This is a genomic window from Nocardia speluncae NBRC 108251, assembly GCF_001613245.1.
GTDB lineage: Bacteria > Actinomycetota > Actinomycetes > Mycobacteriales > Mycobacteriaceae > Nocardia > Nocardia speluncae.
Map to the genome: position 1 here is coordinate 47,809 of NZ_BDBZ01000003.1, position 25,561 is coordinate 73,369.

The following is a 25,561-nucleotide window of genomic DNA, read 5'->3' on the forward strand; positions in this document are numbered from 1 at the left end:
CTACTGCGTGGCGCGTTCGGTGTAGTCGAATTGTGTTGCCAGGAAACGGAGTTGGTCACGCACGGCGCGTTCGAAGTGCTCGCCCAGGTAGATGCCGAAGTGGTCACACGGGTAGTTCTGGACGTGCACGTGCGCCAGGCCCTGCGCGCGACGCTTCGTGGTTTTCGCGGGCGCGGCCGCGTCGTTGTCGCAGACACACAGCAGCGTCGGGGTGCGCGAGCGAGCCAGCGCGCGACCGGGCCGATCGAGCGGAAGGCGCAGCACCAGCCGTGCGGCCAGGGCGTTGGCGGCATCGAATTCACCGTCCGGGCCGCGCAGTACACCCCACATGCTGTCGCGACCGACACCGGTCACAGGTTCTTCTCCACCGCCGATCTCGGTGAGCTCGATGTTCTTCGACACCTGAGCCCGCACCGAGGGCAGCTGTTTCAACAACGCGCTGGTGCGCCGCGAGAGCCGGGTCCCCGCAGGCAGGAGTGCGGAAGCGCCGGCGAGGGCGTCGGGCGAGGCGACGAACGCGGGCATCCAGGACGTCCCCGCCATCGGCAACAAGATCGGCTTCGCGCCGATCCAGGAACCTATCGTGTCGAGGATGCCGGCCACTGTCAGCGCTACTGCGCTCAGCGGGCCGGTCCGGATGCGCGAGCGCAACGACGCCGGTCCGTCTGTGAAGGGGCACTGAGCCACGACCGCCGCGATTCGGGCGTCTTCGGAGGCGACCTGAAGGACATGCCCGCCGCCGAACGAGCTGCCCCACACAGCGATCCGGTCGATATCGACCTCCGGCAGTGTGCGTACGAAGGCCAGGGCGGCATGCCAATCGGCGCGTTGGCGGCCGATATCGAGGAGCTGGCGGGGCACTCCGCCGCTGGCCCCGAGGTGACGGTAGTCGAACACCAGCACCGACCACCCCGCGTCGGCGAACCGTTCCGCGTAGGCATCCAGGCGCATCTCCCGCACCGCCCCGAGCCCGTGCCCCATGATCACCATCGGACGCGGGCCGTTCAGCTCGGGTGCGGTGTACAGCCATGCCACGCACTCGTCCCGGCCCGAGGTGAACGAGACCTCACGCCGTTGCACCGCTACCGCCTCGCGCCGATCGGCAGGCCCATTGATTTCCATGCCTCGCGTCCTCCTGCTCCACCACCACTCTTCTTGGACGTCGCCCAAGAAGCAGGTCGCGGTTACGGTAAACGCTTCTTGAACGTCAGTCAAGAAGGTGGCGGCGGGGTCACGGGTCTGCGTTGTCCGCGGTTGCGGCCACGTTTGCCTACGTCGACGAGCACGGTTTTCGGGCTATCCCACAGGGTTCGGTATCGGTCGATCGGCTGTCGGGTGGACGTCCCGATCTCCGCCGGCTCGAAACACGGGCGAGTGGGAAGGAGTGGGACGAACTAGGCTCGGCGAGATCACCTCCCCGGCCTTCGTCATCCGAATCCATGATGAGGTGGTCGCTGCCGCCGGATACCGCACCTGGCCGAGCCGGTGTCCAACTACTGATGCATTATTGAACGCGGGAGCGTGCATTAATCGCTGGTCAGCGATGTAGTCAGCCGGTTATTTGTCCAATAACAGCCCTCTTGCGGACGCCCGTTGAGTGCCCGTTGTCGGTGTCGGCGATGGCCGTTTTGAACCGGGGGCATTCGACCAAGGGTTCATGGGTGCAGATCGCCGCGTGGTGCAGACTGTCGCGCATGCGGGTCAGCCGGGCGATGTCGTGGTCGAGTTGGCTCGCCCGTTGCGCGAGGTGTGCGCGTAATTCTGTGTCGTCCGGTGTCGCGGTCAGGAACCGCTGGATCTGGGCCAAGGTGAAACCTGCTCCACGCGCACAGTCTATGAGCGTCAGCCGATCGAGTACATCCGGCTCGTAGGTGCGGCGCAGTCCGTTGCGGCCGGCCGAGTCGATGAGGCCGCGCCGTTCGTAGAACCGCAGGGCCGACGGCGCCAACCCGGACCGGTCGGCCACCTCGGCGATATCGAGTAGTTCCACGCCTGTTCTCCTTGACTTGAACCGTGCTTCAAGTTGAAGGATAGCTGCATGAGCACAGCGAACACGCCCACCTCGGGATTGCATCCTCAGGTGCAGGCATATCTGGAACGGATCTCGCGCGCGGGCTTCGCGGAACTACACACCTTCACACCCGAGCAGGCACGCGAGGGACTGCGACGCCAGATCCCGATGCTCGGTGAACCGGAACCGGTCGCCGCGATCGAGGACCGTCTCATCTCGCTGGCGGGCCACCAGGTCCCGATTCGGATCTACACACCGGCCGGTGTGGCGCCCCGGCCCGTGGTGGTGTTCTTCCATGGGGGCGGGTTCGTTGTCGGTGACCTCGATACCCATGACGGCCTGTGCCGGAACCTCGCCAACGGCGCCGCCGCCGTCGTCGTCTCGGTCGGCTATCCCTTGGCGCCGGAACACAAATTTCCCGCAGCACCGAATGTGTGTTTCGCCGCTACGCAGTGGGTCGCGGCACACGCCGATAGTTTCGGCGCCGACAGCCGCAGGATCGCGGTCGCCGGTGACAGTGCCGGGGGCAATCTCGCCGCGGTCGTTACGCATATGGCACGCGATCTCGGGGGCCCGCCGCTGGCCTTCCAGTTGCTCATCTATCCCGATACCGATTTCCGGCGCAGCAATGTCAGTATCCGGGAGTTCGCCGGGAGGTACGGAAACATCACGCGCGCGGGTCAGCACTGGTTCATGGACAACTATCTGCGCGGCGACGAGGAACAGCTCGATCCCGGTGTCTCACCGCTGCTGGCGACCGACCATTCCGGCTTGCCGCCGGCGCTGGTCATCACCGCCGAATACGACGCGCTACGGGACGAGGGCGAAGAGTACGCCGCCGCGCTGGCCCGCGCCGGGGTGCCGGTCGAGGTCAGCCGCTACCCGGGAATGATCCACGAGTTCGCGCGCCATCCGTTCGAAGTCAGCGCCACGGCGCGATCCGAAGCCGCCGCCGCACTACGCCGGGCGTTCGCCGAGGCTTCCGAAAAGTAGGGCCATATCATCGCTGGTCAACGATGGTTCTCTCGGACTGATTGTCCATCGACCATCCATTTGTGGACACCGCGCGGGTCGGTGGTTCAGCGCATCGTGGTGGTGAGGTAGTCGTGCCCGCCGACGAGGAAGGTGTGCCCGTTGACGGCGGGGGCGTCGATTGCAGCGACGATGGCCGCAGCGAAATCGTCGACAGTGGGCAAGGGTCCATGAGTTCGGCGGGCCGCGACCGCGCCGGGATCCCGGCGTTCCAGCAGCCGGATGACGATCGTCCCGTCGACCATGTCACCGGAGACCACGACGAACCCGACACCGCGGTCGGTGAATTCGGGGATGAGGGCGCGCAAGGCGTCCTCGCCGGCACGTTTGCTCGCGGCGATCGGCTCGTACCCGTCGGGCAACGGGCCACCGTCGGCATGAAAGTGTGCCTGGTGGCTGGTGACGAACACAATCCGCCCGCCGGGCGGTATGAGCGGCAGGACGAGGGTGGCGAGCCGGACCTGGGCGTCGCGGTTGAGGCGCAGGGCGTAGCCGGGGTCGGCGCCACGTTCGAGTCCGCCCGAAGCATTGAGCACGAGCGCATCGAGCCGGCCGTACCGGTCTCGGATGTGGTCGATCATCTCGGTGACCGCGGTGTCGTCGGACAGGTCCGCCCCGACCACCGAGGCGCTGCCGCCGGCACGAGTGATCGCATCGACCACCGCCTGTGCTCGTTTGAGCTTCTCGCGGTAGTTGACCAGGACGTGGGTGTCCGGGCCGGCCAGCTGCTGGGCGGTGGTGGCGCCGATACCGCGTGAGGCGCCTGTCACCAGCACGATTCGTCGCGGGTATGGGTCCGCTCGGTCCATCGGGTGTTCTCCTCACTCGGCCCGGATGCTTCTGATCGAGAAGCAACTATGGTGCTTCGAAATGAGAAGCGCAAATGATCGCGAGCCTGCCGAATCGGCCGATGAGTCCAGCAATGCACCGGTTCTGGCGGCGATCGACCTGCTGGGTCAGCGATGGATGCTCCGGGTCGTGTGGGAGCTCGAACCCGGGCCGCTGGGGTTCCTGGAACTGCGCCGGCGGATGGGCAACTGTTCGTCGAGCATGTTGTCGAACCGGCTCCAGCAACTTCAGGCAGCCGGGCTGCTGGAGAAGCTCGGCCCGAAAGGTTCGTACGAACTGACCATCGCCGGGATCCGCCTCGGGGAAGCCCTGCAACCGCTGTGGGATTGGTCGGAAATCTGGACCGATCGGCCTCACGATTTCCGCTGGCCCTGAACCACCTCGGCACGGCCGGTTGTTGCGGTCAGAGACCTGGCCCGACCGCGTAAACGGTTGGGCCGCCGATCTCGATCCGGTAGATCGCAAGCATCGGCATAGCCTGTTGAAAAGCCCAGCTCACGCCAGAGCATCCGAGCCCGATCAGCGCTCGTGCGATGAACGTGCCGTGGCTGCCCACGATGGCGGGTCGCCTCTGAAGACCGGCAACGATATCGGTCAGGGTGTGCACCGCCCGCTCGGTCGGTTCGCACAGACTTTCGGCACCCGGGCGCGCCCACTGCGGGTGGGCCCAGCTCTGCGCATAATGGCGCACATAATCGGGAGTTGGTTCGATTCCCGAATTCCACTCTCGTAGCCGCGGGTCGGTGTGGATCGGTAGGTTCCATTGCCGGGCAGCAGGTTCGAGGGTTTGGACCGCGCGCAGGTCAGGGCTCGATACGATCGCGCTGGGGTCGAGATCGGCGAGGAAATCAGCGAGCTGGTTCGCTTGGGCCCTGCCTGTCTCGGTCAGCGGCCGCTGATACTCGTTGGGTCCATTCAGCGTGGGCGGGACGGACCGAGCGCGCCGCACCAGGAAGATCGAGGACCTCATAGGTGAAATGTTGCAGCATTCTGCGTGCGGCGTATAAGTCGAGCGCTCCGTCGAATCTCACCCTTGGCGCTCGTTGCAGGCCGCCGACACTGTCCAGCAACTGATGCATTCTTGAACGCTTTTGCTGACCATCATCGCTGGTCGGTGATAATTAGAGCGTGGGCATGTTCAGAAATGCACCTTTGATGAACAGGTGCGATCCTGGGCACCCGGGGCTCCGGCGGCCAGGGGCGCAGTAGACCAGGACGGGGCAGGCCCCGGGGGAACTTCGACGGCGGACAGCGCTTTCGGCGTCAGCGGACAGTCCCCACGACGAGTCCGGCCGACATCGGAATCTGTTTGGTGGCAGTCTGTTCCGTGTGGGTGATATGAGTGGCGGCATCTTCCGTCTGCTGGGGGCGCTGGCCAATCCGCTGATGGTGCTGTATCGGTGGTGGCGGCCGGTGACGGACAGGGCGTCGATCGCGATCCTGTCCGATGAGTTGAGTGCCGCAGTACAGCGGAGTGAGAAGCGTTTGCAACAAGAATTGCGGGCGATTGCTCACGAGTTCATGCCGGTCGAGTTCACCACTACGGCCCGGCGGTCCCGGGGTGCAGGGCCGGTCAAGGTAAAGCACATCGCTACCTTCCTCGAACAGCTGGGACATCCGGACCTCCACCGGCAACGTGTTGTCGTGCTCGGTGCCCCAGGAAGCGGAAAGACGGTGGCCGCGACGTATTTGGTGCTGGGTTTGCTGAAAACTCGGCAGGAGCTCGATGACTCGCCCCGCGCGAACGAACCGGTCCCAGTGCGTATCAATGCCGCGGGATGGGATGGGCAGCAGGACTTCACTCGCTGGTTGATCGTCCGGCTCGGCTATGACTACCAGGTACGTCCCAACGTGGCCCGAGAGGTGGTGGAACGCGGACTGATCCTGCCCGTGATCGACGGCCTCGACGAAATGGACACCGACAGTGCAGGAACCCGGGCTTGCGCGTTGCTGGACCGGCTCAACCGAGCCCCGTGGCGTGGCCGTCCGGTCATCGTGATGTGCCGCACCACCGAATTTACCGAACTCACCCGCCAGCGCGGCGACAACGGCCTCCACGGTGGCACTACCCTCACCCTGCAACCACTGGCCGTTGGCACGGTCACCGAATATCTCAAGGCGCAGCGAGGCGAGACCAGTCCCAGCGGCCCCGGCCATCCTGGCTGGACACAGGTCATCACCCACATCACCGACCATCCCGATGGGACCTTGGCCACCTGTGTGCACAACCCGTGGATGCTCGGACTCACCGCCTCTACCCTGGGCCGCACACCCCATATCGCAGAACAACTGATCTCCTGCTCCACCGAAACCGCTGTCCGTGACCTGCTGTTCGCCGCTCAGATCCCCGCCGCTGTCGCCGCCACCGACGAGGGCGACGAAACATATCGCGACTACACCGCCGCCAACGTCGAGAAGTGGATGCGTTCACTGGCGGTCTGCCTGCAGCGACGCCGCGACGGCGGACGCAACGGCACCGCGATACGACTCGACGAGATATGGGAGATCGCCGGCACTCACCGCATCCGCATCCTTCACGCGCTCATACTCGCAGTCATCTTCGGTGCCGCGGTCGGAGTCGGGTCTGGGGTCGTGTTCGTGGCCATGGTCGGAGTCGGAGCTGGGGTCGTATTCGGGGCCATAGTCGGAGTCGCGGTCGGGCTCATCCGGTTTCCCCTGCCTCAACGGATGGTATGGAATGCGCCTGGGCCCTCCCGGTGGAGACGCGGGATCAAGGCCGGGGCATTGGCCGGGTCCCTAGTCGGGGTCGTGTTCGGGGCCGCAGCCATGGTCGTACTCGTCGTCGAGGATGTGATCGGGACCGCAATCGAGGTCGGGCTCAATGTCGGCGACGCTGTCGGGGAGGACAGGTTGCACTTAGTCGTGTTCGATGCTCTGATCCTGGCCGGAGTCGCGTTCGTGATCTTGATCGGGGTCGTGACCGGGGTCGTGGTCGGACTCCAGGTGGATCCGAACCAGGAACTAGCTCTTGTAACTGACGAGCGGCGGATCATTCACGACAACATCCAAGCCACGGCAGGTATGACCGTCGTTGTCTGGCTCGTTTCCGGGATGGCGGGAGGTCTCGGGTTCGGGCTTCTGGGCGGTTTCGAGGACACCCGAATCAATGTCGCTATAGTAACTACTTACCTGCTCATACCCGGTAGTGCAGTCGGAGCCATGACCGGAGCTGTAGCCGGGCTCGCGGCCGAGCGGTTCGGCCTCGCGACACTCGTTTTCCGATTCACGAAGGTGATGCCCAGCCATCCCGCCGTATTTCTCGACTGGGCTCGCCGCAGCGGCCTGCTCCGCGTGAACGGCACCGCCTATCAGTTCCGCCACGACACCTACCAGCAATGGATCCAGCAACCACGTTCCAGCGTTCCAGGCCAATCCCTGCTCACCGGCCATAACGAGCAAGTGGAGGAGCCGGTGTCGTAAAGCGATCGTTTTACGACACTGCCGTTACCGTGCCCAGCGGCGCCTCACCGGCCGCTACCCAGCGCCACTTTTCGCCGAGCTCATCCCAGTCGGCATCCATCTTTTTGTTGAGCTCTCCGTCGCCATCGGGCTTAAAATCGAACCTCTAGCGCTTCCCACGGTCGCTCATGGCGTTTATCTGCTTCCAAAGCGTGTTGGCGATATCGGCGTACAGATCCGGATCGAGCTCGGTGTTGAACGCGATAGCGAGATTCTTCGTCACTGCGGCAACGCCTTTCGTGGTTGAGAGCGAGGTCACGGGGATGATCCGCAGCTGTGCAGACTGCGGTGCAGGTCCGCAGCTAGCAGGCAGGGCATTGGAAACCTTGGTTACGGCAGGAGGGGGCCAACGCCCCCGATTCTCGCGGTAAACCCGCTACCGCAGATAATTCGCGGAGTCGGCACCACCTGGCGGAAACGTTTGCCCAGGTCGGCACAAGTTCCATAGCGCCGGATCCTGTTTGTATGTGCACTCCAGTGCCGATACCCCCAGCTCGCCGAGGCTCGCCGGGACATCACAATATTAGCGCCGGATCCCGGCCGGGCTATACCACTACCCCCGGTTACGGCATCTGACGGCCAGTCCGGTGGCTGCCGCCGAGTTCTGCCCTGGCGCTTTCGGGATGACCGATCACCATGTGGAGTTCGACGGGTTCGACAACGAAAACACCATGACGGGCTGGAACTTGATCGTCACCGTCGACTCCGGCGCGAGGTTGGACGACGGGCTGCCGGGTTGTCCAGCGGAAGTTGCCGAGTGCATGCTACGGACGGTCGGAGCGTAGTCGCTGAGCTCACTGGACCAGATGGCCTCACCTTCTCCGTCGAGAGGCCCTCTCGCTTTCCCTGATGGTCCAGAGTTCCTGGGACCGAGCCGACGGCTGTGCCCGGCAATCCAGCTGCCAGGCCGCCCAATCTCAGACTCAGCCGTGAACTGCCCGCTGACCGGGCGTTTACGCGGACAGGTCGAATTCTTTCAATTGCAGCGTCTCGTCATAGCTTCCCGTGACTCGGATTTGCCGACCGTCGGGAGTAAAGGACACCGAGGCTGTCGTGTCGCCGGTGAGGCCTGTGGCAATCTGCTGAATTAGACGGTGGGATGCAGGATCCCACACATCGACCGCTCCGGCACCCACTGCGGCTAGCCGAGTACCGTCTGGACCGAAGGCAATCGCCGACAACCGGATCTGCTCCGAGAGCAACGGTTCGCCGATTGGTCTTCTCGACCTCACATCCCAGAGCTGAATGGTGTCGTCAGCAGACAGGGTTGCCAGAGTTCGTCCGTTGGGGCTGTAGGACAGCGACCAAATCGCATCCGTGTGATCCACAAGATCATATGCTCTTTCGAGAGTGGCGACGTCCCAGACTCGGACGAGTCCGTCAACGGAGGCGGATGCCACAGTCGTGCCATCTGGGCTGAAAGCCAGAGAGGTCAACTCGCTGGGATACGGAGCGTCGTCCAGCATTCTTATTGTTTGCGCATCCCATAGCTGCAATCCCTCAGCGGTGGAAATCGCGATTATCCTCCCATCAGGGCTCAGGGCCACCGCGCCCACAGAACGGGCACCGGTGCTGATGATGTAGCTTGCTTCGTGCCCGCCCATGTCCCAGAGCCGGGCCCTGCCCTCAGGGCCGATACCAACAACCAACCCGTGGCCAAACGCTGCGTGCGTCGTCTCCGCGGCGGGCCCCAGGGCGACCGCCTTCGGCATCTGGGCCTGGCTCGACAGCAGCAGGAGAATGGCAGCAACCGTAATTGCTGTGACGGCAGCGCCCCCCGCGGCGAGGACTCCTACCCCTCTGCCGAACGCGGATCCCATCGTCGACCAGATCTTCCCGGCAATGGCCCATACGCATTGCCGAGTAGTCCAACCGCCGTGTGAAGTCCTGGTGAAGTCTTGAGCTACTGCCTGCCCCGGCCTGAGCATGCGCAGCCGAGTCCGCCATGTCAGGGCCTGGTCCTCGGTGGTCACCAAGCCGCCGCCACTGCGGTATTCATCGGCGGAATACAATCCAGGTGTGAACGCCGGGGTGGAGCCGGCCAATGCCGACAAATACCGGTGGGCCCCACCATCTTGAGGCTCCTTACCCGCAGCGATGAACGCAGGGGTGGTGCCGGACAGAGCCGAGAGATACCGGCGGAGACAGCGGTGGCGGCTCATGATTCCGGCCCTTTGACCTGATCGGCGTCTCCGGGCAGCACCGACTGGACATAGGTGCTGAGCTTTTTCACCACTACCGGAGTTGCTGTACCGATTACGAATGCCACCAGCACGTTCCCCGCAATCACATCACTGCCGACCACCGCTGCCGCCGTTGCCGCCCCCACTCCGAGCTGGGTCAGCACCGCCGCAGCGTATGGTCCGCCGCCAGGACCATACGGGCACGTCCATGGCCATCCCTTGACTCTGGTGGTGGCCTCAACAAATATCAAGCCGCAGTTCACGGCTGCGCCGATGCAACCCCATACGGCATACAGCCACATAGTGTCACTATAGGCCGCGGTCGGCGACCCTTCAGCGCCAAACAGGAAAAATACCAACATGTTTGACCGAACTGCCGAAAGTGCATCGTTGCCGCCCGCGGCAAAGGCCCTCATCGCGCCAAGTTCTCGCCGTCTCAACACCTGGCTTGCCCAGCTCAGTACAACCCTGCCGCGCCGCCCGCTTAGCGTGACTTTCCTCCCGGCTGAGCCTCACGCCCTGAGACCGGCCTGGAGCAAGGGGGCGGGCGTGTTCACAAATAGGTGATTGTTTGACGAAATTGACCCCGATAATCATCGTTTCACAGCGATAATTGCCACATTCACTGTTCAGGGATGCATGGCGATCTCAAAGAGTCAGTGCATGAGCATCCCATGGCCAGACCCCGCGAGATCTCCTCGCGCTCGGTGAGTGTCAAATGCCGATTTTGCAGAGCTCGGGGTGGTCTTCGGACTCCTCCGGTCTGCGCCAGGAACCGGCGCACGTGCTGCAGCGGAATCTCTAGCGACCGCGACATCGAACTGAGCGACTCACCTGCACACCACCGTCTCCACAACTCATCCTGACCAGCAGGTGACAACCCGTAATCCAGCACCGAACCCTCCACGCCGACATGATTATCCACGCGTTGATGCACTAACCGATTGAGCCCAAGATCGTTTCTTGAACAGTCGGGCCGAAACGGACCCCGGCGGACGAACGCCCAGGTCAGCGAAAGCGGGGCCCGTTCAAACAAACGTCTCGTGCGGCGGCGTATGGGCAAGTGTTCGTTCGAGCATGTTGTGGAGCCGGCTCCAGCAGCTCCAGGCAGCCGGTCTACCTGGAGAAGCACGGCTCGAAAGGCTCCTACGAACTGACCATCGCCGGAGTCCGTCTCGGGGAAGCCCTGCAACCGTCTGAGATCTGGATCGATCAGCCCGACGACTTCCGCTGGCCCTGAACCAACGCGCGAGCTCATTCGCCAGGGCCGAAGCGCAGTAGTTCATGTGCCGATGCGTGACCGCTCGCGCCGCTGGTCATGAGGGCAAGGCCGGCGATCTTGTAGGGTTTCCGACCAACAGTCTGATGTGTGGCATGGGGGTTGCGTTGAAGCGCATGAAGTTACGACGGACCGGGCTCGTATTGGCTGCTGTCCTGGCTGCCTTCACCGGTAGTGCCGGTGTGGCGCATACCGATCCGGCGGCGCCCGCTACAGCGGTGGCACTCACCCTTCCAGCTCCCACCGGGCCGCATTCAGTGGGAGTCACCGAAGTACATCTGATCGATTCCGGCCGAACTGATCCGTGGCATCCGGATCAGCGCCGGGAGTTGATGGTCGAAGTTTGGTACCCCGCCACCGTGGACCGCGGGGCGACGGCGGCACCGTGGATGCCGCCCGGCGGCCGACAGGCGCAGAACACCTATCTCGACGAACTCGGCGCGCCGCCGGGAAGCTGGGCTCTGGCGCCCAGCCACAGCCACCAGGACGCACCCGCCCTGCCCGATCACGGCCGGTTTCCGGTCGTGCTGAATTCCCCGGGGATGACCGACACCACCGGTTGGAGCACCGCCCAAGCCGAGGACCTCGCCAGCCACGGCTACGCGGTGGTGGCCATCAACCACACCCACGAAGCGTTCTCCGTCCACTTCCCCGACGGACGGGAAACAGTGACCGAGGTGCCGCTGGACTCTCCGCAGGAAGTGCTGCGCGACCTGCTGCTGCCGACCCGGGTAGCCGATGCCCGGTTCGTACTGGACCGGCTCGCCGAGATCGCCGGCGGGCCTGACCCGCAACAGGTGCTTCCGCCTGCCCTGGCCGCGCACCTGGATCTGTCGAAGGTCGGAATGTTCGGCCATTCACTCGGTGGATCGACCACCGCCCAAGCGATCCACGACGACCCCAGGATCCGCGCCGGAGTCAACCTCGATGGCCCGATCCTCGGCTCGGTCGCTACCGACGGGCTCGACCGCCCGCTGCTGATGCTGGCCAGCGGCAACTATCCGTGGTCCGAGGATCCGGGCTGGCAGCCGGGTTGGCCGAACAACACCGGGCTGAAGGTCCCGCTGCGGGTGGAAGGCACCGAGCACATGTCCTTCTGTGACCAGCAAGTGATCCTGCCGCAACTCGCCGCGGCCGGCCTCATACCCGCGGGCACCACGACCCGGACCGTGGGCAGTATCGACCCGATCCGCTCGATCGATCTGCAACGCGACTACCTGCGTGCCTACTTCGACGCCGTATTCGGGCGAATCGGAACAGGCATCATCGAAACCATCACAAGCCTGGCTCGACCCGAAATGCTTCCCCGCCCGTGACCTGATCGGTCGCGCAGCGAACTGCACTCGCATCAGGTGGTCCGGCCGAACGTTGAGGTTGGAGGGTGCCTATTCGTACCTCTGGGTCAGCAGTCGAGCCAGCCGTGGTTTGCCCGGCCCGCTCAGATCGTCAAGGGCTGCCGGCCGTCCGGCCATAGCCATCAACAGGGATTCGCCGGGGCCAGTGACGATCGGCCCGGTCCCGTGGGCCCATGCGAGATCGGATGCCTCCAAGCGCACTCCGCGTGTGCCCCATGCACCGCGGATCAGCGGCGCGTACCGGGTGAAACTCAAAGCCACGTGCAACCGCCGCGGAGGAATAGACCGCGGAAGCCCGAGCGGCCGCCGAATATCTTGCTGGTGGATCATCGCCTCCACCAGCGCCACCCGCCCGCCGAATCCAGCTGTCAATCCGATCGGCTGGAGATTCAGGCGTATGAGGCCGGCCAGCCGTTCGGGGGTGCTGCTCGAGTACTTGGCAACCCCCGTCGCATTGATCGCTTCGAGGAATTGCCCTTGGGCGAGCTGCGCGGCAGCACGCCTCGGCGTCAGCTGCCCGTACGCGAGCACATGTGCCACAACCTCGCGCACTCTCCAGGATGCACACAAGCTCGGTTGGTTCCACTCCCCTACGGACAGGGTTGCGACCAAGTCAGCGAGCTCTTCCCGCTCGTCCCTCGCCAGCGCTCTGACATCCACTACCCGAGTGAAACACTACGGTCGGCCGTCGACAATGATCTGGAACGGGTCGTCGTAGACGATGCGGCCGGGCCTGTCCGAGGCAAGCCGGATCCATTCGATGCCGTGCGCGTCCAGAATCGCGAGGTAGCCCTCCACGCGGGAGAGGAATTGAACGGCCGAGGATTTGAACCATGCTTCGGCCCGCGGGTAACGGGTCCTGTCGTAGGGCGAGGGATCCAGTTGTCCCGGATCGACGAGGTTTTCTTGGAACCAGTTGTTCTCCCGATGCCGGAACCGCTGCTGCTCGTCGGTGAGAGAGCCCGACCACGCCAATCCGTTGACCAGAGCGAACACGCCCGGGTAGCGGCCGTGCCGGTTCGGTGCCGCTGCTCGATATCGGACGAACAGCGTCTCGGCCCCTCGGGTTCGGTGGTTCCACCGAACCCGGAGGTCGTGGTTTGCGGGGTCAGGGGCGGTCGAAGTCGCCGCCCTTGGCACCGGCGAGGAAAGCGTCCCATTCACCAGGGGTGAAGACCAGTGCCGGACCGGAAGAGTTCTTGGAGTCGCGGACGCCGACATGCCCGCCGTCCAGGTGAGAAGCCTCGACGCAATCATTACCACCCGCACTACGGCTGCTCTTGAACCACTTCGCTCGAGACAGGTCGACCATTTGTCACTCCTCCGAAATCCGCAGCATCAAGTCCTTGGATGCCGACGGCGACAACGCTACATGCCGGATACGCTCTGCTTCGCGCGAGTATTCGGCAACCTCGATGTCACGTTCCACGAACAGGTTGCCCGTGAATCCCTCCATGTAGGCCACGGGCGGCTCCTGCAGTTTGGACGCGTGCAGTGGCGGGAAGCTGAAGAGCACGAAAGACCTGGATAGGAGCCCAACCGGGCTGGTCTCAGTGTTCGGCACAATCCGAACCTCCACTCCTGGCATGTCCGATCGATCCAGGAGGTGTTTTACCTGATCGGCCATCACGGATGAGCTACCGACGTTGTATCGGAGAACCGCCTCGGTGAGCATGGCCTCGAACTTGAAATCCGGACGGTCCAGCAGATTTTGACGCCGCTGCGCAAGGTCCAACGTCCGGTTGACATCGTCTGACGATTGATTCGGATTCAGCGCCCAAGTGAGTGCCTGGCGGTAGTCACGGGTCTGAAGCAAGCCCGGAACCACGGTCGTCTGCCATGAGGTCACCCAGTTCGCCGCCTCCTCCAAAGCAAGGTAGTGATCGAATCCAGACACCATCGCATCGGCGTAGGCTCGCCACCATCCTCCACCGGAGGCCGTTGCCTCTCGGATCTCACGTGCCAGATCGAGTAGGAGCCGCCGCTCCCCGTCGGTGGCCTCGTAAGCGTTGGCGAGCGCATTGAGTCCCAAATCGGTGACTTTTGTCTGCCAGCCGTCTTCGATGCGCCCATATGACTGGGGAGAAATCTCGGCTACTCGCGAGGCCGCCGACTGCGTGTAACCGGCCCGTTCGCGGAGTTTGCGTAGTTGCCGGCCCAGTGCCCGCCTCGGCAGCGTGGACGCGTTCGTGCGTGTCGATCCTTTTACCATGTCGTTGCCTTTGCTAACAGGAAGTGTGAATTCTGGAAGGCCGCACAGGGAAGCCGGTACATGGAAACCTCAGCCCCGCAACAATCATGGAGGAATTCCGGAGATTTGTCTTGGAATTTCCGGTTTCCGGCTTCCCAATACGACTGGGCCAGAGCTCTACTGAGGACGCGCCCGGTGCGGGCCACCTCGAATCGCAGTCGAGGACACCGGTTCGACGCCAGGAGAGCCGAGAATCGGTGGTCTGTCACGAACACAACCAGGGGAGCCGAAACAGGCCGCTGGCGCCACGTGCCCGACCCCGCACCGGGTGCACGCCAAAGACTATGTCATGAGCGGGGTTTCATCATGTGCGCAAAAGAGTCATTGCCGGTGCGGGTCCGCGGCGAAGCCGTGCATCGTCTACCCACCGCGTGGGCGTTGCCCACTCTCGCCCATCTGGAACTGATCCGCGACGCCATGCGGCAATGGGCCGAGGACGGTGAGCATGCCTGACCGGGCACCGGCAGCGGTCGGCCTCATCCGGCTGGATATCCCCACCCCCGATATCGACCTGCGAGCCGTCGCCGAACGCAACGGATGCCGGCTGCTGCACACGGTGCGAACGAACGCCCGGCCGTTCGTCACCGCGCACGCACTGGCCCGGTACGCCGCCGAGTACGACGCGCGGGCTGTGATCGTTCCCGGGCTCGCGCACGCCGCCGATATCCGCCGGATCATCACCGAGAACGCCGCGCTCATCACGCCGAGCCGGGTCTATCCGCGCGGTTACCGCTGGCGCAGCGTGGACACCGCATGAGGTGGGGAGAGGTAGCGCTCAGCGTGGTGACCCTCGGCATGCTCGGCTCGATCGGATACACGATCCTCCTCGCCCGATCGATCGAACGGGACGAGCGTCTGCGCCGGATACCGTCCGTGTTCGAACGGCTGTTACAGCACTTCCCCGTGCGGTCAACGGAATCGAGGACTCGCAGGTGATCGCCCCGGCAGGCCAGTGCTGAACCGGCGAACTCGGATGATCGCGCGGAATGATCCACAGTGTCGCCGGCCACCGCAGGCCGGAGTGCGGCTCGTTCGTCGATTACTGCGAGGCCTACTCCGAGCGCCGGTGGTCTGCCCCGTCCACCGGGTCCGGGCGGCGGGGCGTCGCGGCAGGGCTGCCATCCCCCAATGCCGCGCACGCCGCGTCCACCGCCGCGGTGCGCAGTTCGTCCACCGGAACGTCGGCCAGCAGGACAAGGCAGTCGCCGAGACCACCGAGCGCGACGATGGCGCGGGCCCGGTCCGCGACCCCGGCATCCGGACCCACCAGCAGGGTGGTGAGCCGACGGCGCCAGTTCACCACATTCTGCAGAAAGCCCAGTTCGCCCAGGGGCGCGATATCCCGGAGCAGCAACGCGGTGACCGCACGGTGCTCGTATGAGACATCGAAATAGCGGGTGAGCAATTCGCGTGCGTCCACCGGTTCGTCGGCGGACCGCGCTTCGTCCGCGGCTATCACGGCGTCGATCTCGTCCACGAGCGGCTGCACCAAGCTGCGCAGTAGGTCCTCGCGCGAGGCGAAGTGGTAGTAGAGCGCGGGTTTTGTGATTCCCAGGCGTTCCGCGATCTGCCGCAGGCTGGTCTCCCGGATCCCGTGGGCGGCGAACAGTTCCAGCGCGGCGGCCTGGATGCGGTCACGCGTCTCGGTGGATCGGGCTCTGGGCATCGATCCACCCTAGCGCGTTGACCGCCCGGTAAGTAAACTTGTTTACCGACCGTTAAGTAAACGAATGAGGTGCAGTGGTGGACATCTTGATCTCCGGCGGCAGCGTCGCCGGCCCCGTGCTCGCGTACTGGCTCCAGCGCTACGGCTTCAGTCCGGTGGTGGTGGAACGCACCCCCCGGCCCCGGCTCGGGCTGGGCGGGCACGCGGTGGACCTCTTCGCACCCGCGAGCGAGGTGATGGACCGGATGGGCCTACTCCCCCGGCTCCGGGCGGCCCGCGTCGAGACCTCCGCGTTGCGCTACGAACTCCCGGACGGCTCTTCTGTCGATATCGACCTGCGCGATATCTCGGACGCCTTCGCCGACGACCGCCACCTGGAGATCATGCGCGGCGAACTGGCGGCAATCCTGCAAGAGGCCACCGCGGACCGCGTCGAATACCGGTTCGGCGATTCGATCACCACGCTCGCCGAGGACGACACCGGTATCGATGTCACCTTCGACAGCGGGCGCACCGGCCGGTTCGATCTCGTCATCGGCGCCGACGGCCTCCACTCCGCGGTTCGCCGGCTGGTATTCGGCCCGGAAGCCGAAGTGAGCCACCACCTCGGTGGATACCTCGCAGTGGGCACCCTGCCCAACTATCGCGAGCTCTCGACACACACCGTCCTCTACAACGCGGTGGACCGGATCGCCGCCATGTACCCCGTGGCGCAGACAGCGCAGGCCCGCGCAGTGTTCCTGTTCCGCGCCACCGAACTGGACTTCGACCACCGCGATATCGAAGCCCAGCGCCGGCTGCTCCGCGCCGAGTATCGAAACGAAGGCCGGGAAATCCCCCGCCTGCTCGACGAGATGGACCGCGCGGACGATTTCTACCTCGACGCGATCAGCCAGATCCGGCTGGACTCGTGGTCGCGGGGCCGGGTAACCCTGGTCGGCGACGCCGGATATGCGCCCGGACCCGCAGTAGGTGGCGGCACCACCTTGGCAGTCGTCGGCGGCTACCTCTTGGCTCGGGCCCTCGCCGAAGCCGGCGGCGCGCACGCACAGGCGTTCTCCGCCTACGAACGCCAACTGGGCGACTACGTACGACGCTGCCGGGAGGCGGCGCCCGGCGTACTGCGCCGCGGCATTCCCCGCTCCCGGGCACAGCTGCACGTCAACGCCATGGCCACGCGTCTGCTGACCCGGCTGCCGGCGGCACTGAGCAAACGGCTTCTCGCCGGTGGCGCGAGCAGCGCCCTTTCGTCGTTCGACCTCCCGGACGAGGCGGCTCCACCGGATATCGAAGCGCTGGGATACGCCCGGTGATCACCGGTTGGCGAGCGGCTACCGCTTCTCGACCACCTGCTCCCCCTCACCCGGCTTCCAGATCGTGATCTTCAGGGTGTCGTCACCGACCTCCACCGACGATGCGGAGGTGAGGTCGGCGACGAAGAAATGGTCGAACGCCCGGCCGCGCAGGTCCATCCCGCTGTCCTCGTACAGGTACTGGGCGAAACGGGCGTGCAGCGCGGTATCCGGATCGTCGACCACGACGCCGAAGAGTTTCGCATCGCCGTCGGAAACCATGGTGTCGACGGTGGCCGTGTGCAGGCAGAACCGTGGATCACGCGTGAGATCCCGGAATTTGGTGGTGCGCGGCATGCCGGCGATCACCAGTTTCTCCTCGAAGATCATCGGTTCCACCGGACTGATACGGGGGAATCCGTCCGATCGCAGAGTGGCGAGCATGCACAGGTTGCCCGTCGCGAGATGGCGGCGGCGGAAAATCTCACTGATATGCGGCGCTTCCGCAGTGAATTCGCTCCATGTCGTCATACCGCCGACGGTACGACGCGGAGACGGCATACCGGGGCACGACGGGCCGTCCACCGGCCGCCGCGCTCACCCGGAGTTCCGCAGCGCTGTCGCCAGGCCGTTCATGGTGAGCAGAATCCCCCGCTTGACCAGTTCGGAATCGTCCCCGCCGCGCCACCGGCGCAGCAGTTCGACCTGCATCTGGTTCAACGGCTCCAGGTAGGGGAACCGGTTGTGGATGGATTCCGACAGTGACGGGTTGTCGGCCAGGAGGTGATCGTTCCCGGTGATCGCCGCGTGCATGGCGACCGTCCGGGCATGCTCGCGTTCGATCATCCCGAAGATCCGCTCACGCAGTTCGCTGTCCTCGACGAGTTCGGCATAGCGGGCAGCGATCGCGAGATCGCTTTTGGCCATCACCTGGGCGAGGTTCGACAGCACGGTGCGGAAGAACGGCCACCTCCGGTACAGGTCCGCCAGACGGGTGAGCCGCTCCGGGTCGCCGCCCACCCATTCCTCGAGCGCGGTCCCGGTTCCGTACCAGCCGGGCAGCATCACCCGGGCCTGGCTCCAGGACATCACCCACGGAATGGCGCGGAGATCGCCCACGGATTTCGTGGGTTTACGGGACGACGGGCGGCTACCGATATTGAGATCGCCGACCTCGGCGACAGGTGTCGATTGCCGGAAGTAGTCGACGAAACCGGGGGTGTCGTGCACGAGCCGGGCGTAGGCGGCGCGGGCGCGGGCGGCGAGATCGTCCATGAGGGCGTAGGCCGATTCGGCGTCGGGCCCCAGACCCTCGACGTCGAGCAGCGTCGATTCGAGCGTGCCCGCGATCAGCGATTCCAGGTTGCGATACGCCGAACCGGGTTCAGCGTACTTCGCCGCGATCACCTCCCCTTGTTCGGTGAGTCGCAGCGCCCCGCGCACCGCTCCGGCGGGCTGGGCCAGGATCGCGTCGTAGCTGCGCCCGCCGCCCCGGCCCACGGTGCCACCACGACCGTGGAATAGCCGCAACCGGATTCCCTGCTCGCGGGCCAGTTCCACCAGATCCAGCTCGGCGCGGTACAGCGCCCAGTTGGCGGCCAGATATCCGCCGTCCTTGTTCGAATCGGAGTACCCCAGCATCACCTCCTGCCGCATACCGCGCGCGACCAGCAGTTCCCGATACTCCGGAACCCGCAGCGCCGCAGCGAGTGTGGCGGCACCGGCCGCGAGATCCTCGATGGTTTCGAACAGCGGCACGATCCCGGTCGGGCAGAACGGGGCGCCACCGGCCGCACCGGGATCGAGCAGGCCCCCCTCCTTCAGCAGCAGGGCCGCCTCGAGCAGATCGCTGACCGAGGTGCACATGGAGATGATGTAGTTGGGGACCGCTTCGGGCCCGAGCGCACCCACCACTTCGGCTGCGGCCCGGATGATGCCCAGTTCCTTGGCTGCCAGCTCGCTCAGCCGCGCATGCGGGCCCAGCAGCGGACGACGGGTACGCAGTTCGCGGGTGAGCAGGTCCACCCGATCGGCCTCGGGCAGGCTCGCGTAGTCCTGGTGTACGCCCGCCCAGGCCAGCAGTTCGGCGACAACCTCTTCGTGGGTTTCGGAGTTCTGCCGCATATCCAGGCCCTGCAGATGGAACCCGAAGGTTTCCACGGTATGCCGCAGGGTGCCCAGTCGGTCGTCGGCGAGCAAACCGTCACCACTCGCCCGCAGAGAGGCATCCACGGCGTCCAGATCGTCCAGCAGTTCCTGCGGTGACGCATAGGGGCGGATACCGGACACCACCGAACCCCGGCCGGTGAAGTCCCGCAGTGGGCTGTCACTCGCGGCGACCGAATCCGGAAGGGTCGCCGCGGCATCGGTATCGCCTGCTCCCACGGTGCGCAGCGCCTCCCGTGCGGTTACTGTAAGCCGCGCCCGGATACCGTAGAGCGCCCGGCGATACGGTTCGTCGGCATGGATGTCCGGGTCCGGATAGCCCGCATCCGACAGCGTCCGCACGGCGGGGGTCACCGGCACCAGCCGCGCCGACAATGCCAGCGTTTTCTCCAGCTGCACCAGGTCGCGCAGGTACCGGCCGAAGGCGACCCCCGCAGCGTGCGCCGCGGCGGTCCGCACCACCTCGGCGGTCACATACGGGTTACCGTCCCGGTCGCCCCCGATCCACGACCCGGTGCGCAGGATCGGTTTCGGCAGCAGCCGCTGCTCGGGCCAGCGCGCCCACAGCGCCGCCCGGACATCGGCGTTGATCGCCGGGATCACATCGAGCAGCGTCAGCTCGTAATACCGCAGTCCGACCGCGATCTCGTCCTGGATTCGCAACCGGGACAACCGGATCAGCGCCGTCCGCCACAGGGTGAGCACCTGGCGGCGGATCTCGCGATCGAGGGCGGGCTGTTCGGCCGCCGCGGCGCGCAACCGCTGCCGCATGAGATCGGTGATCCGGGTCTGGGTGTCGAATACGGTGCGCCGGCGGGTCTCGGTGGGATGAGCGGTGATCACCGGCGACACCAGGGCATCGGCGAGCAATTCGGCCACCCGCTCCCCACGCACCCCCGCCGCGTCCAGCTTCCGGTAGGTGGCGGCCAGCGAAGAGTCCTGGGGCGGCTCCCCCGCCGCCTCGTGCACGGCGCGACGGCGGTCACGCTGGATATCCTCGGCCAGATTCGCCAGCAGCACGAAATAACTGAACGCCCGGATCAACGGCAGCGCCACGGCGGTATCCACGCCGGTCAGCATCTCGGCGACCGCGCTGCGCCGCACCTCCTCCCGGCGCACCCGGAATGCCTCCACCCGGACCTTCTCCACGAGGTCGAATACCTCCGGCCCCTCGTGATCGCGGATGGTATCCCCGAGTACTCCACCGAGGAACCGGATATCCTCGCGGAGCGGCCGGGTCGCGTCGTTTCCACTGCCGGTCTGCGCGTCTCCCATGGTCGGACAGTATGGTCGCCCGACCCGCCCCGGTCTGTGACGACGCACACGGCCGCGCCGAAACCGTCAATCGATCGCCCGGCGCTGCCCCGGCGGCACCGGTACCCGCCCGGGACCCGACAACCACATCGCGGTTGCGACGAATCCCCATGCGAAGACGAGTTCGGCGACGTTGGTCAGCAGCATCGGCAGCATGGCCGCGGAGACCACCGCCATCGTCGCGGTTGTCACCGTCCACAGCCGGTATCCGCGCACCCGCCAGACCGCCACGGCCGCGACCAGCACCACCAGCACCGTGATCACCGGCGGCAGGATCCCTGCCAGGGACGAGTGTTCAGTTGTATAGCGGATCGTCCCGGCCCATTCGGCCGGTCGCAGGCTCAGCCGGGTCAGTTCGCCGAACACACCCAGCGCTGTCACCGACAGCATCCCGGCGTAGACGGCCGCCCGAACCCACAGCCGGCGCATCCACACCACACCCGCCAGACCGGCCGCGGCGCACGCCCACGGCATCAGCAGCGGAGTGAGCACGATATGCGCGACGAACCGGAAGACCGACAACGTCTCCAGAAATGCGCCGACGCCGATCCAGCGGCCCGCCGCCAGAATGGCGTTGTCGTACACCAGAGCCGCACACACCAGAGCGGGCACAACAAGCATGCGGTCACCGGTACGGCGGTACCGCATACCGCACCAGCCGACCAACGCCAGTTGCCCAGCGGCGAGTATCGCGAAAAGAATCGATGCCGGCACGGCTACCCTTTCCGGCCCGCTCGACCGCCGACCCGCGGCCCACCCTACTTCCGGGGCCGCGGCCGGCCGGGACGGTCCGCTGTCGAACAGTGTGGCTCACCGGCAAACAGCGAACGAGCCCTTACCAACACGGTCGCTACACCCGCCCCGCCGGCCGGTCGTCACGCTGTCACGGCCGACCGGTCGTCACGCTGTCAGGGCCGCCTCGGCTGGACGCCCGCCGAGGACGGCGCGGCAACACGAGGCCACCAGCAGCGCGATCGCAACGAGTACACCGCTGCTCACGACCGGCCCCAGCGACCCCAACCGCGTTCCCAGGGCGATTGCGGCCACAACCGGTCCCACCGCGGCCCCGATATTGAGCGCGGTGGTCGCATAGGACCCGGCCATGGCCGGCGCCGCCGCGGCCTCGTACAGGACGCGGGTGATCAAGGTGCCACCGATCGCGAAGGACAGCGCGCCCTGGACGAAGACGAGGACGAGCAACACCGTGGGCCGGTCCGCGCAGACCGCCGTTGCGAACCATCCCGCGCACAGCAGCGGACCCCCGACCGCAACCACGGCCCCGGGACGGGCGTCGGACAGCCGGCCTGCGACGGTGACTCCGGCGAAGGACCCGATACCGAAGAGCACCAGCGCCGCCGGCACCCACAGCTCGCCCAGTCCGGCCCGGTCCGTCACCAGCGGAGCAAGAAAGGTGAACGCGGCGAAGGTCGCGGCATTCACCAGGGCGCCGAGCAGCATGACGGCCATCAGCCGGGGCCGGGCCAGCACTGCGAGTTCGGCAGCCAGGCCCGGTCCACGGTTCTCCGCTTCCCGCACCCGCGCGGGGATACCGGTGAGCACGCCGATCGCGGCGGGCACGCAGAGCAGCGCGACCGCCCAGAAGGTGACGCGCCAGCCGAATACCGCACCCAGCAGCGCGCCACCGGGCACACCCGCGATAGTGGCCATGGTGGTTCCCGACAGCAGTACCGCCAGTGCGCGACCTCGCCGATCCGCCGGGACCAGTCCGGTGGCGGCGGTCAGGGCGACGGCGAGAAATCCGGCGTTGGCGAGGGCGGCGACCACCCGGGTCGCCACGAGCACAGTGAACTCGCCGGTGACGGCGCCGGCGATATGCGCCGCCAGGAACACGGCCACGAAGACCAGCAGGCTCGACCGCACCGGCCGATTCCGCGCCAGCACCGCCATCACCGGTGCGCCGACGGCCATGCCGATAGCGAACGCCGAGGTCAGCAGTCCCGTACTGGCCAGATCGACGCCGAGATCGGCAGCGATGTCCGGGACGAGCCCGGCGAGCATGAATTCCGAGGTACCCATGGCGAAAACCGCCATGGCGAGCAGATAGAGGGCAAAAGGCATCGCAAGCTCCGAGGTGGGAGAGACAGGGCATAACGTCTCGCCACCCCGGTCAGCTACCCGGAGGTCGACTGCGGGCGGTTACCGCCGACCGGACGGCACCGCTGTGGAACGAGGGATCAGGGGCTGACGGGGGTGACCGGCAGCCCTGCTCTGGATGCCTCTGGACTCGACATGCCAGGCAGGTTACCCAGTGACCCGCCCGCGGCGCATCGCCTTTTCCGTCACCGGTTATCGGTCAGGCGGTGGAATCCGGCCGGACCCGCACCGTCACCCGGCCTTTCTCGTCGCGCCGTGCCGTCGCATGCCCGCGCAGCTGCCCCTCCCGGAAATGCAGCAGTATCGGGCTGCCCTCGCCGAGAAAATTGCGCCACCACTTTTTCTTATCGGGCATCGCCACGCGGATGACGTATTCGTCACCTTTCTTCACGAAGTTGACCGGAGTACGGAAAACCCGACCCGACCGCCGGCCCACATACTCGACCTCCGCGAAAGTCTTGCCCATCAGCGGCCCCAGCACCGGAACGCCCAGCAAGGCCACCATTGCGCTGTTGAACCCTCGCACCGCACGGCCCATCGGTGTTGATGCCACGGAATCCTCCTGGTAGATAGCGATATGCCCGGTAATTCCCGACCCTAGCGGCTCCCCGGGGCCTGTGCCGGTCGCGACCAGCGGCCGGGCCCGCCCCTCGAGCACCGAGATCGCCGGGTTCCGAGGTGCCGGGCACCCGTGCGGCGTGGAACGGACCGTCCGCCCGCACCGGGAGGACGGTTTGCGCGCCGTCTGCTGGGCTGCCACTATCACCTGCCGTATGGTGCCGGACCTGGGACGGTCACCGCGATCGATCTGCCGGCCGGGGCCCCGCCCGGCGGTGTACAGCAGCGTTTCGATACGGAGTTGGGTGGATGTTCAAGGGTTTCAAAGACTTTCTGATGCGCGGCAACGTCATCGACCTCGCCGTCGCGGTGGTGATGGGCACCGCGTTCACCGCGATCGTCACCTCGGTGACCAAAGGTGTGCTGGAACCCCTGCTGGCCGTGCTGGGTGGCAGCAGCCAGCTCGGTTTCGGCGTCACCCTGGTCGCGGGTAAACCCGCGACCTTCATCGCGCTGGGCCCGATCATCAGCGCCGCCATCAATTTCGTCATGGTCGCGGCGGTGCTGTACTTCGCGTTGATCCTGCCGATGAAAACCGTGCAGAAGCGGTACCTGGCGCGCAAGGGCGCCGATACGGAGAAGCCGGTCCCGACCGATACCGAACTGCTGATCGAGATCCGCGATCTATTGGCCGAACGCGCCGCCGCGGAACGAACCGGGTCCGAGGGCAACGGTTCGGGGAAAGAGCCGGCGCGGATGTAGTCGCCGGCGTCCCGGGTAGACCGAACCGGGAAGGGCACGGCGCCGATGCCTGTTCGGTCCGCAGTGGCGAGGTGGTCGGCCGATCCGGCGTTATACCGCGGGCGTGAGGATCGTCAAGACCTCATCCGAGTAGTAGAACGGCGCCAAGCGTTCCCTGAGGAGCCGTGCCAGTATGCCGTCGCGATTCGCGGCCTCCACCACGGCGGGGCCGTAGCGCAGGATCTCGGTGACGATGTCGTCACCGGTCAAACCCAGCTCCCCGAGTACGGCGGCCAGGGTGTGGTCGCGATATTTCTCGTGGAACACCTGCACGCATTCGCCGACCAGCAGGCCGAAGTACTCCTTCTCCCGGGTGGTCACAGCAATCCGGTAGCACAGCCGGACCAGATCGTTCAGGTCCTGTTTGGTGAGGTATTCGCGCAGGCCGCTGATCGGTTCGTCGGCGTGCAGATCCCAGAACTCCATCGTGGCGTCGTGTACGGGGGCGTCGCGCAGCATCTCGCGGATCGCGTTGTTGGTGCGTTTGAGCGCATACATGGCGCCCTTACCTGCGATATCCCCCAGGATGGTGTTGCTCTCGGCGGCCTTACGGGCACGGTCGGCGGCGGACTGGCCGAGCGACATCAACGTGCCCATACCGGGGATCTTCTCGGCACGCTGCCGGTTGACCTCCACGAAGTCGCCGACCAATTTGTCCACGAATTTGGAGGCGACGGTGGCCACGAGCGGGCTGTCGGTGAGCCGTTCCAGTACCCGTTCCTGGGTCTGGTGCATATCGACGATCTTCTGCAGCAATGCCTCGACCGGTTCGCGTTCGACGAGTTCGCCGAGGGTGTGGTCTTCATTTGCGGCGATGCTGTCGTAGATCGCGTCGGCGAACACACCGACCGTATCGGCGAGCACGGCACTACCGCCCACCTTGTCGACGACCGTGGCGACCGTGGTTTCGAGCTGCTCCACCCCGACCACGTCACCGGCGGGCACGGCGGCCGCCACCTCCAGGACGGCCGCCACATCGCGGGCGACGACCTCGGCGAACCGGTCGCCGCTCACCTCGTCGAGCAGCCACCGCACCTGCGCGTCGAGAAGCCGGTCGGCAAGCGCACGAGCGGTCGGGTCGGCGGTTTCGGTCATCGGATCATCCCTTTTCGACGGTGGTACCGGCCCGCCGCGAGCCGGAAATGGCCGTGGGGGCGCTGTAGCCAGACGACCCTATACCGGGTCCGGCACCGGCGGCACGCTTGTCTG

At 65.8% G+C, this 25,561-nt stretch carries 26 protein-coding genes and 1 pseudogene; 8 read left to right on the forward strand and 19 right to left on the reverse strand.

Annotated elements, in window-relative coordinates:
- Nucleotides 1-1,122, reverse strand: coding sequence for an alpha/beta hydrolase (locus NS6_RS06985; protein WP_068038312.1), 1,122 nt, complete (start codon nucleotides 1,120-1,122; stop codon nucleotides 1-3).
- Between the two features lie 427 nt (nucleotides 1,123-1,549).
- A complete protein-coding gene (locus NS6_RS06990; protein WP_068038315.1) occupies nucleotides 1,550-1,990 on the reverse strand; it encodes a MerR family transcriptional regulator in 441 nt (146 codons plus the stop codon).
- Nucleotides 1,991-2,038: 48 nt separating this feature from the next.
- Between NS6_RS06990 and lipP1 the strand changes: the two genes are divergently transcribed.
- The gene (lipP1, locus tag NS6_RS06995) at nucleotides 2,039-3,004 is read left to right on the forward strand and encodes a LipP1 family hormone-sensitive lipase (protein WP_068038318.1); all 966 of its coding nucleotides are present in this window, start codon (nucleotides 2,039-2,041) and stop codon (nucleotides 3,002-3,004) included.
- 86 nt (nucleotides 3,005-3,090) lie between these two features.
- Here lipP1 and NS6_RS07000 read toward each other — a convergent pair whose 3' ends face one another.
- Nucleotides 3,091-3,852: an SDR family oxidoreductase gene (locus NS6_RS07000; protein ID WP_068038321.1), complete on the reverse strand. Its 762-nt coding sequence runs from the start codon at nucleotides 3,850-3,852 to the stop codon at nucleotides 3,091-3,093.
- A 61-nt stretch (nucleotides 3,853-3,913) separates the two neighbouring features.
- Between NS6_RS07000 and NS6_RS07005 the strand changes: the two genes are divergently transcribed.
- Nucleotides 3,914-4,267, forward strand: a complete 354-nt coding sequence (locus NS6_RS07005) for a winged helix-turn-helix transcriptional regulator (protein ID WP_068038457.1) — start codon at nucleotides 3,914-3,916, stop codon at nucleotides 4,265-4,267.
- A 28-nt stretch (nucleotides 4,268-4,295) separates the two neighbouring features.
- Here NS6_RS07005 and NS6_RS07010 read toward each other — a convergent pair whose 3' ends face one another.
- A complete protein-coding gene (locus NS6_RS07010) occupies nucleotides 4,296-4,862 on the reverse strand; it encodes a histidine phosphatase family protein (protein WP_068038324.1) in 567 nt (188 codons plus the stop codon).
- 359 nt (nucleotides 4,863-5,221) lie between these two features.
- Here NS6_RS07010 and NS6_RS07015 point away from each other — a divergent pair, with 359 nt between their 5' ends.
- Complete coding sequence (locus NS6_RS07015; protein ID WP_068038327.1) at nucleotides 5,222-7,333, forward strand: NACHT domain-containing protein; 2,112 nt, start codon at nucleotides 5,222-5,224, stop codon at nucleotides 7,331-7,333.
- Between the two features lie 145 nt (nucleotides 7,334-7,478).
- Here the strand turns inward: NS6_RS07015 and NS6_RS34545 are convergent, their stop codons facing one another.
- The 4 genes and pseudogenes from NS6_RS34545 to NS6_RS36535 all read right to left on the reverse strand — a co-directional run.
- Complete coding sequence (locus NS6_RS34545) at nucleotides 7,479-7,631, reverse strand: hypothetical protein (protein WP_157112645.1); 153 nt, start codon at nucleotides 7,629-7,631, stop codon at nucleotides 7,479-7,481.
- Between the two features lie 694 nt (nucleotides 7,632-8,325).
- The gene (locus NS6_RS07020) at nucleotides 8,326-9,192 is read right to left on the reverse strand and encodes a WD40 repeat domain-containing protein (RefSeq protein WP_168443507.1); all 867 of its coding nucleotides are present in this window, start codon (nucleotides 9,190-9,192) and stop codon (nucleotides 8,326-8,328) included.
- 338 nt (nucleotides 9,193-9,530) lie between these two features.
- Complete coding sequence (locus NS6_RS07025) at nucleotides 9,531-9,719, reverse strand: hypothetical protein (RefSeq protein ID WP_068038332.1); 189 nt, start codon at nucleotides 9,717-9,719, stop codon at nucleotides 9,531-9,533.
- Nucleotides 9,720-10,219: 500 nt separating this feature from the next.
- Nucleotides 10,220-10,450 (reverse strand): annotated as a pseudogene (locus NS6_RS36535) (IS30 family transposase); the annotation flags it as partial.
- Nucleotides 10,451-10,950: 500 nt separating this feature from the next.
- Here NS6_RS36535 and NS6_RS07030 point away from each other — a divergent pair.
- The gene (locus tag NS6_RS07030) at nucleotides 10,951-12,150 is read left to right on the forward strand and encodes an alpha/beta hydrolase family protein (protein WP_168443508.1); all 1,200 of its coding nucleotides are present in this window, start codon (nucleotides 10,951-10,953) and stop codon (nucleotides 12,148-12,150) included.
- A gap of 69 nt (nucleotides 12,151-12,219) precedes the next feature.
- On the opposite strand, the gene NS6_RS07035 is transcribed toward NS6_RS07030, so the two are convergent.
- The 4 genes from NS6_RS07035 to NS6_RS07050 all read right to left on the reverse strand — a co-directional run bounded on the left by NS6_RS07035 (nucleotide 12,220) and on the right by NS6_RS07050 (nucleotide 14,401).
- Complete coding sequence (locus NS6_RS07035) at nucleotides 12,220-12,849, reverse strand: maleylpyruvate isomerase family mycothiol-dependent enzyme (RefSeq protein ID WP_068038334.1); 630 nt, start codon at nucleotides 12,847-12,849, stop codon at nucleotides 12,220-12,222.
- Between the two features lie 15 nt (nucleotides 12,850-12,864).
- Nucleotides 12,865-13,185: a hypothetical protein gene (locus NS6_RS07040; RefSeq protein ID WP_210747317.1), complete on the reverse strand. Its 321-nt coding sequence runs from the start codon at nucleotides 13,183-13,185 to the stop codon at nucleotides 12,865-12,867.
- 112 nt (nucleotides 13,186-13,297) lie between these two features.
- Nucleotides 13,298-13,501, reverse strand: a complete 204-nt coding sequence (locus NS6_RS07045; RefSeq protein ID WP_068038336.1) for a DUF397 domain-containing protein — start codon at nucleotides 13,499-13,501, stop codon at nucleotides 13,298-13,300.
- Nucleotides 13,502-13,504: 3 nt separating this feature from the next.
- Nucleotides 13,505-14,401, reverse strand: coding sequence for a helix-turn-helix domain-containing protein (locus NS6_RS07050; protein WP_084470794.1), 897 nt, complete (start codon nucleotides 14,399-14,401; stop codon nucleotides 13,505-13,507).
- Nucleotides 14,402-14,746: 345 nt separating this feature from the next.
- Between NS6_RS07050 and NS6_RS34550 the strand changes: the two genes are divergently transcribed.
- Nucleotides 14,747-14,893 (forward strand): hypothetical protein, encoded by a 147-nt coding sequence (locus NS6_RS34550; protein WP_157112646.1) that lies wholly within the window; start codon nucleotides 14,747-14,749, stop codon nucleotides 14,891-14,893.
- A complete protein-coding gene (locus tag NS6_RS07055) occupies nucleotides 14,886-15,197 on the forward strand; it encodes a hypothetical protein (protein ID WP_068038342.1) in 312 nt (103 codons plus the stop codon). The genes NS6_RS34550 and NS6_RS07055 overlap by 8 nt, the downstream gene beginning before the upstream one ends.
- 294 nt (nucleotides 15,198-15,491) lie before the next feature.
- On the opposite strand, the gene NS6_RS07065 is transcribed toward NS6_RS07055, so the two are convergent.
- Nucleotides 15,492-16,106 (reverse strand): TetR/AcrR family transcriptional regulator, encoded by a 615-nt coding sequence (locus NS6_RS07065; protein ID WP_068038348.1) that lies wholly within the window; start codon nucleotides 16,104-16,106, stop codon nucleotides 15,492-15,494.
- Between the two features lie 74 nt (nucleotides 16,107-16,180).
- On the opposite strand from NS6_RS07065, the gene NS6_RS07070 reads away from it, so the two are divergent.
- Nucleotides 16,181-17,419 (forward strand): FAD-dependent monooxygenase, encoded by a 1,239-nt coding sequence (locus tag NS6_RS07070; RefSeq protein WP_210747318.1) that lies wholly within the window; start codon nucleotides 16,181-16,183, stop codon nucleotides 17,417-17,419.
- Nucleotides 17,420-17,437: 18 nt separating this feature from the next.
- Here NS6_RS07070 and NS6_RS07075 read toward each other — a convergent pair whose 3' ends face one another.
- From NS6_RS07075 to NS6_RS07095, 5 genes are all read right to left on the reverse strand, one after another.
- Complete coding sequence (locus tag NS6_RS07075) at nucleotides 17,438-17,929, reverse strand: pyridoxamine 5'-phosphate oxidase family protein (protein ID WP_068038351.1); 492 nt, start codon at nucleotides 17,927-17,929, stop codon at nucleotides 17,438-17,440.
- A 66-nt stretch (nucleotides 17,930-17,995) separates the two neighbouring features.
- Nucleotides 17,996-20,839, reverse strand: coding sequence for a phosphoenolpyruvate carboxylase (gene ppc, locus NS6_RS07080; RefSeq protein WP_068038354.1), 2,844 nt, complete (start codon nucleotides 20,837-20,839; stop codon nucleotides 17,996-17,998).
- 66 nt (nucleotides 20,840-20,905) lie between these two features.
- Nucleotides 20,906-21,592, reverse strand: coding sequence for a hypothetical protein (locus tag NS6_RS07085; protein WP_068038357.1), 687 nt, complete (start codon nucleotides 21,590-21,592; stop codon nucleotides 20,906-20,908).
- Between the two features lie 186 nt (nucleotides 21,593-21,778).
- Nucleotides 21,779-22,957 carry a Cmx/CmrA family chloramphenicol efflux MFS transporter gene (locus NS6_RS07090; protein ID WP_068038360.1) on the reverse strand — a complete coding sequence of 393 codons (1,179 nt, stop codon included), beginning with the start codon at nucleotides 22,955-22,957 and terminating at the stop codon, nucleotides 21,779-21,781.
- Nucleotides 22,958-23,192: 235 nt separating this feature from the next.
- Nucleotides 23,193-23,546 (reverse strand): nitroreductase/quinone reductase family protein, encoded by a 354-nt coding sequence (locus NS6_RS07095; protein ID WP_245669169.1) that lies wholly within the window; start codon nucleotides 23,544-23,546, stop codon nucleotides 23,193-23,195.
- A 314-nt stretch (nucleotides 23,547-23,860) separates the two neighbouring features.
- Here NS6_RS07095 and mscL point away from each other — a divergent pair, with 314 nt between their 5' ends.
- Nucleotides 23,861-24,313, forward strand: a complete 453-nt coding sequence (gene mscL, locus NS6_RS07100) for a large conductance mechanosensitive channel protein MscL (protein ID WP_068038363.1) — start codon at nucleotides 23,861-23,863, stop codon at nucleotides 24,311-24,313.
- Nucleotides 24,314-24,403: 90 nt separating this feature from the next.
- On the opposite strand, the gene NS6_RS07105 is transcribed toward mscL, so the two are convergent.
- The gene (locus NS6_RS07105) at nucleotides 24,404-25,447 is read right to left on the reverse strand and encodes a hypothetical protein (protein ID WP_068038364.1); all 1,044 of its coding nucleotides are present in this window, start codon (nucleotides 25,445-25,447) and stop codon (nucleotides 24,404-24,406) included.
- Between the last annotated feature and the right edge of the window lie 114 nt (nucleotides 25,448-25,561).

Coding starts and splice junctions, on each gene's coding strand:
- NS6_RS07005 (WP_068038457.1), top strand. CDS start 3,914: ATGAGAAGCGCAAATGATCGCGAGCCTGCCGAATCGGCCGATGAGTCC.
- lipP1 (WP_068038318.1), top strand. CDS start 2,039: ATGAGCACAGCGAACACGCCCACCTCGGGATTGCATCCTCAGGTGCAG.
- NS6_RS07000 (WP_068038321.1), bottom strand. CDS start 3,852: ATGGACCGAGCGGACCCATACCCGCGACGAATCGTGCTGGTGACAGGC.
- NS6_RS07030 (WP_168443508.1), top strand. CDS start 10,951: ATGAAGTTACGACGGACCGGGCTCGTATTGGCTGCTGTCCTGGCTGCC.
- NS6_RS34550 (WP_157112646.1), top strand. CDS start 14,747: ATGTGCGCAAAAGAGTCATTGCCGGTGCGGGTCCGCGGCGAAGCCGTG.
- NS6_RS07065 (WP_068038348.1), bottom strand. CDS start 16,106: ATGCCCAGAGCCCGATCCACCGAGACGCGTGACCGCATCCAGGCCGCC.
- NS6_RS07010 (WP_068038324.1), bottom strand. CDS start 4,862: ATGAGGTCCTCGATCTTCCTGGTGCGGCGCGCTCGGTCCGTCCCGCCC.
- NS6_RS07075 (WP_068038351.1), bottom strand. CDS start 17,929: ATGACGACATGGAGCGAATTCACTGCGGAAGCGCCGCATATCAGTGAG.
- NS6_RS07055 (WP_068038342.1), top strand. CDS start 14,886: ATGCCTGACCGGGCACCGGCAGCGGTCGGCCTCATCCGGCTGGATATC.
- NS6_RS07105 (WP_068038364.1), bottom strand. CDS start 25,447: ATGACCGAAACCGCCGACCCGACCGCTCGTGCGCTTGCCGACCGGCTT.
- NS6_RS07050 (WP_084470794.1), bottom strand. CDS start 14,401: ATGGTAAAAGGATCGACACGCACGAACGCGTCCACGCTGCCGAGGCGG.
- NS6_RS06985 (WP_068038312.1), bottom strand. CDS start 1,122: ATGGAAATCAATGGGCCTGCCGATCGGCGCGAGGCGGTAGCGGTGCAA.
- NS6_RS07045 (WP_068038336.1), bottom strand. CDS start 13,501: ATGGTCGACCTGTCTCGAGCGAAGTGGTTCAAGAGCAGCCGTAGTGCG.
- ppc (WP_068038354.1), bottom strand. CDS start 20,839: ATGGGAGACGCGCAGACCGGCAGTGGAAACGACGCGACCCGGCCGCTC.
- mscL (WP_068038363.1), top strand. CDS start 23,861: ATGTTCAAGGGTTTCAAAGACTTTCTGATGCGCGGCAACGTCATCGAC.
- NS6_RS07020 (WP_168443507.1), bottom strand. CDS start 9,192: ATGGGATCCGCGTTCGGCAGAGGGGTAGGAGTCCTCGCCGCGGGGGGC.
- NS6_RS07090 (WP_068038360.1), bottom strand. CDS start 22,957: ATGCCTTTTGCCCTCTATCTGCTCGCCATGGCGGTTTTCGCCATGGGT.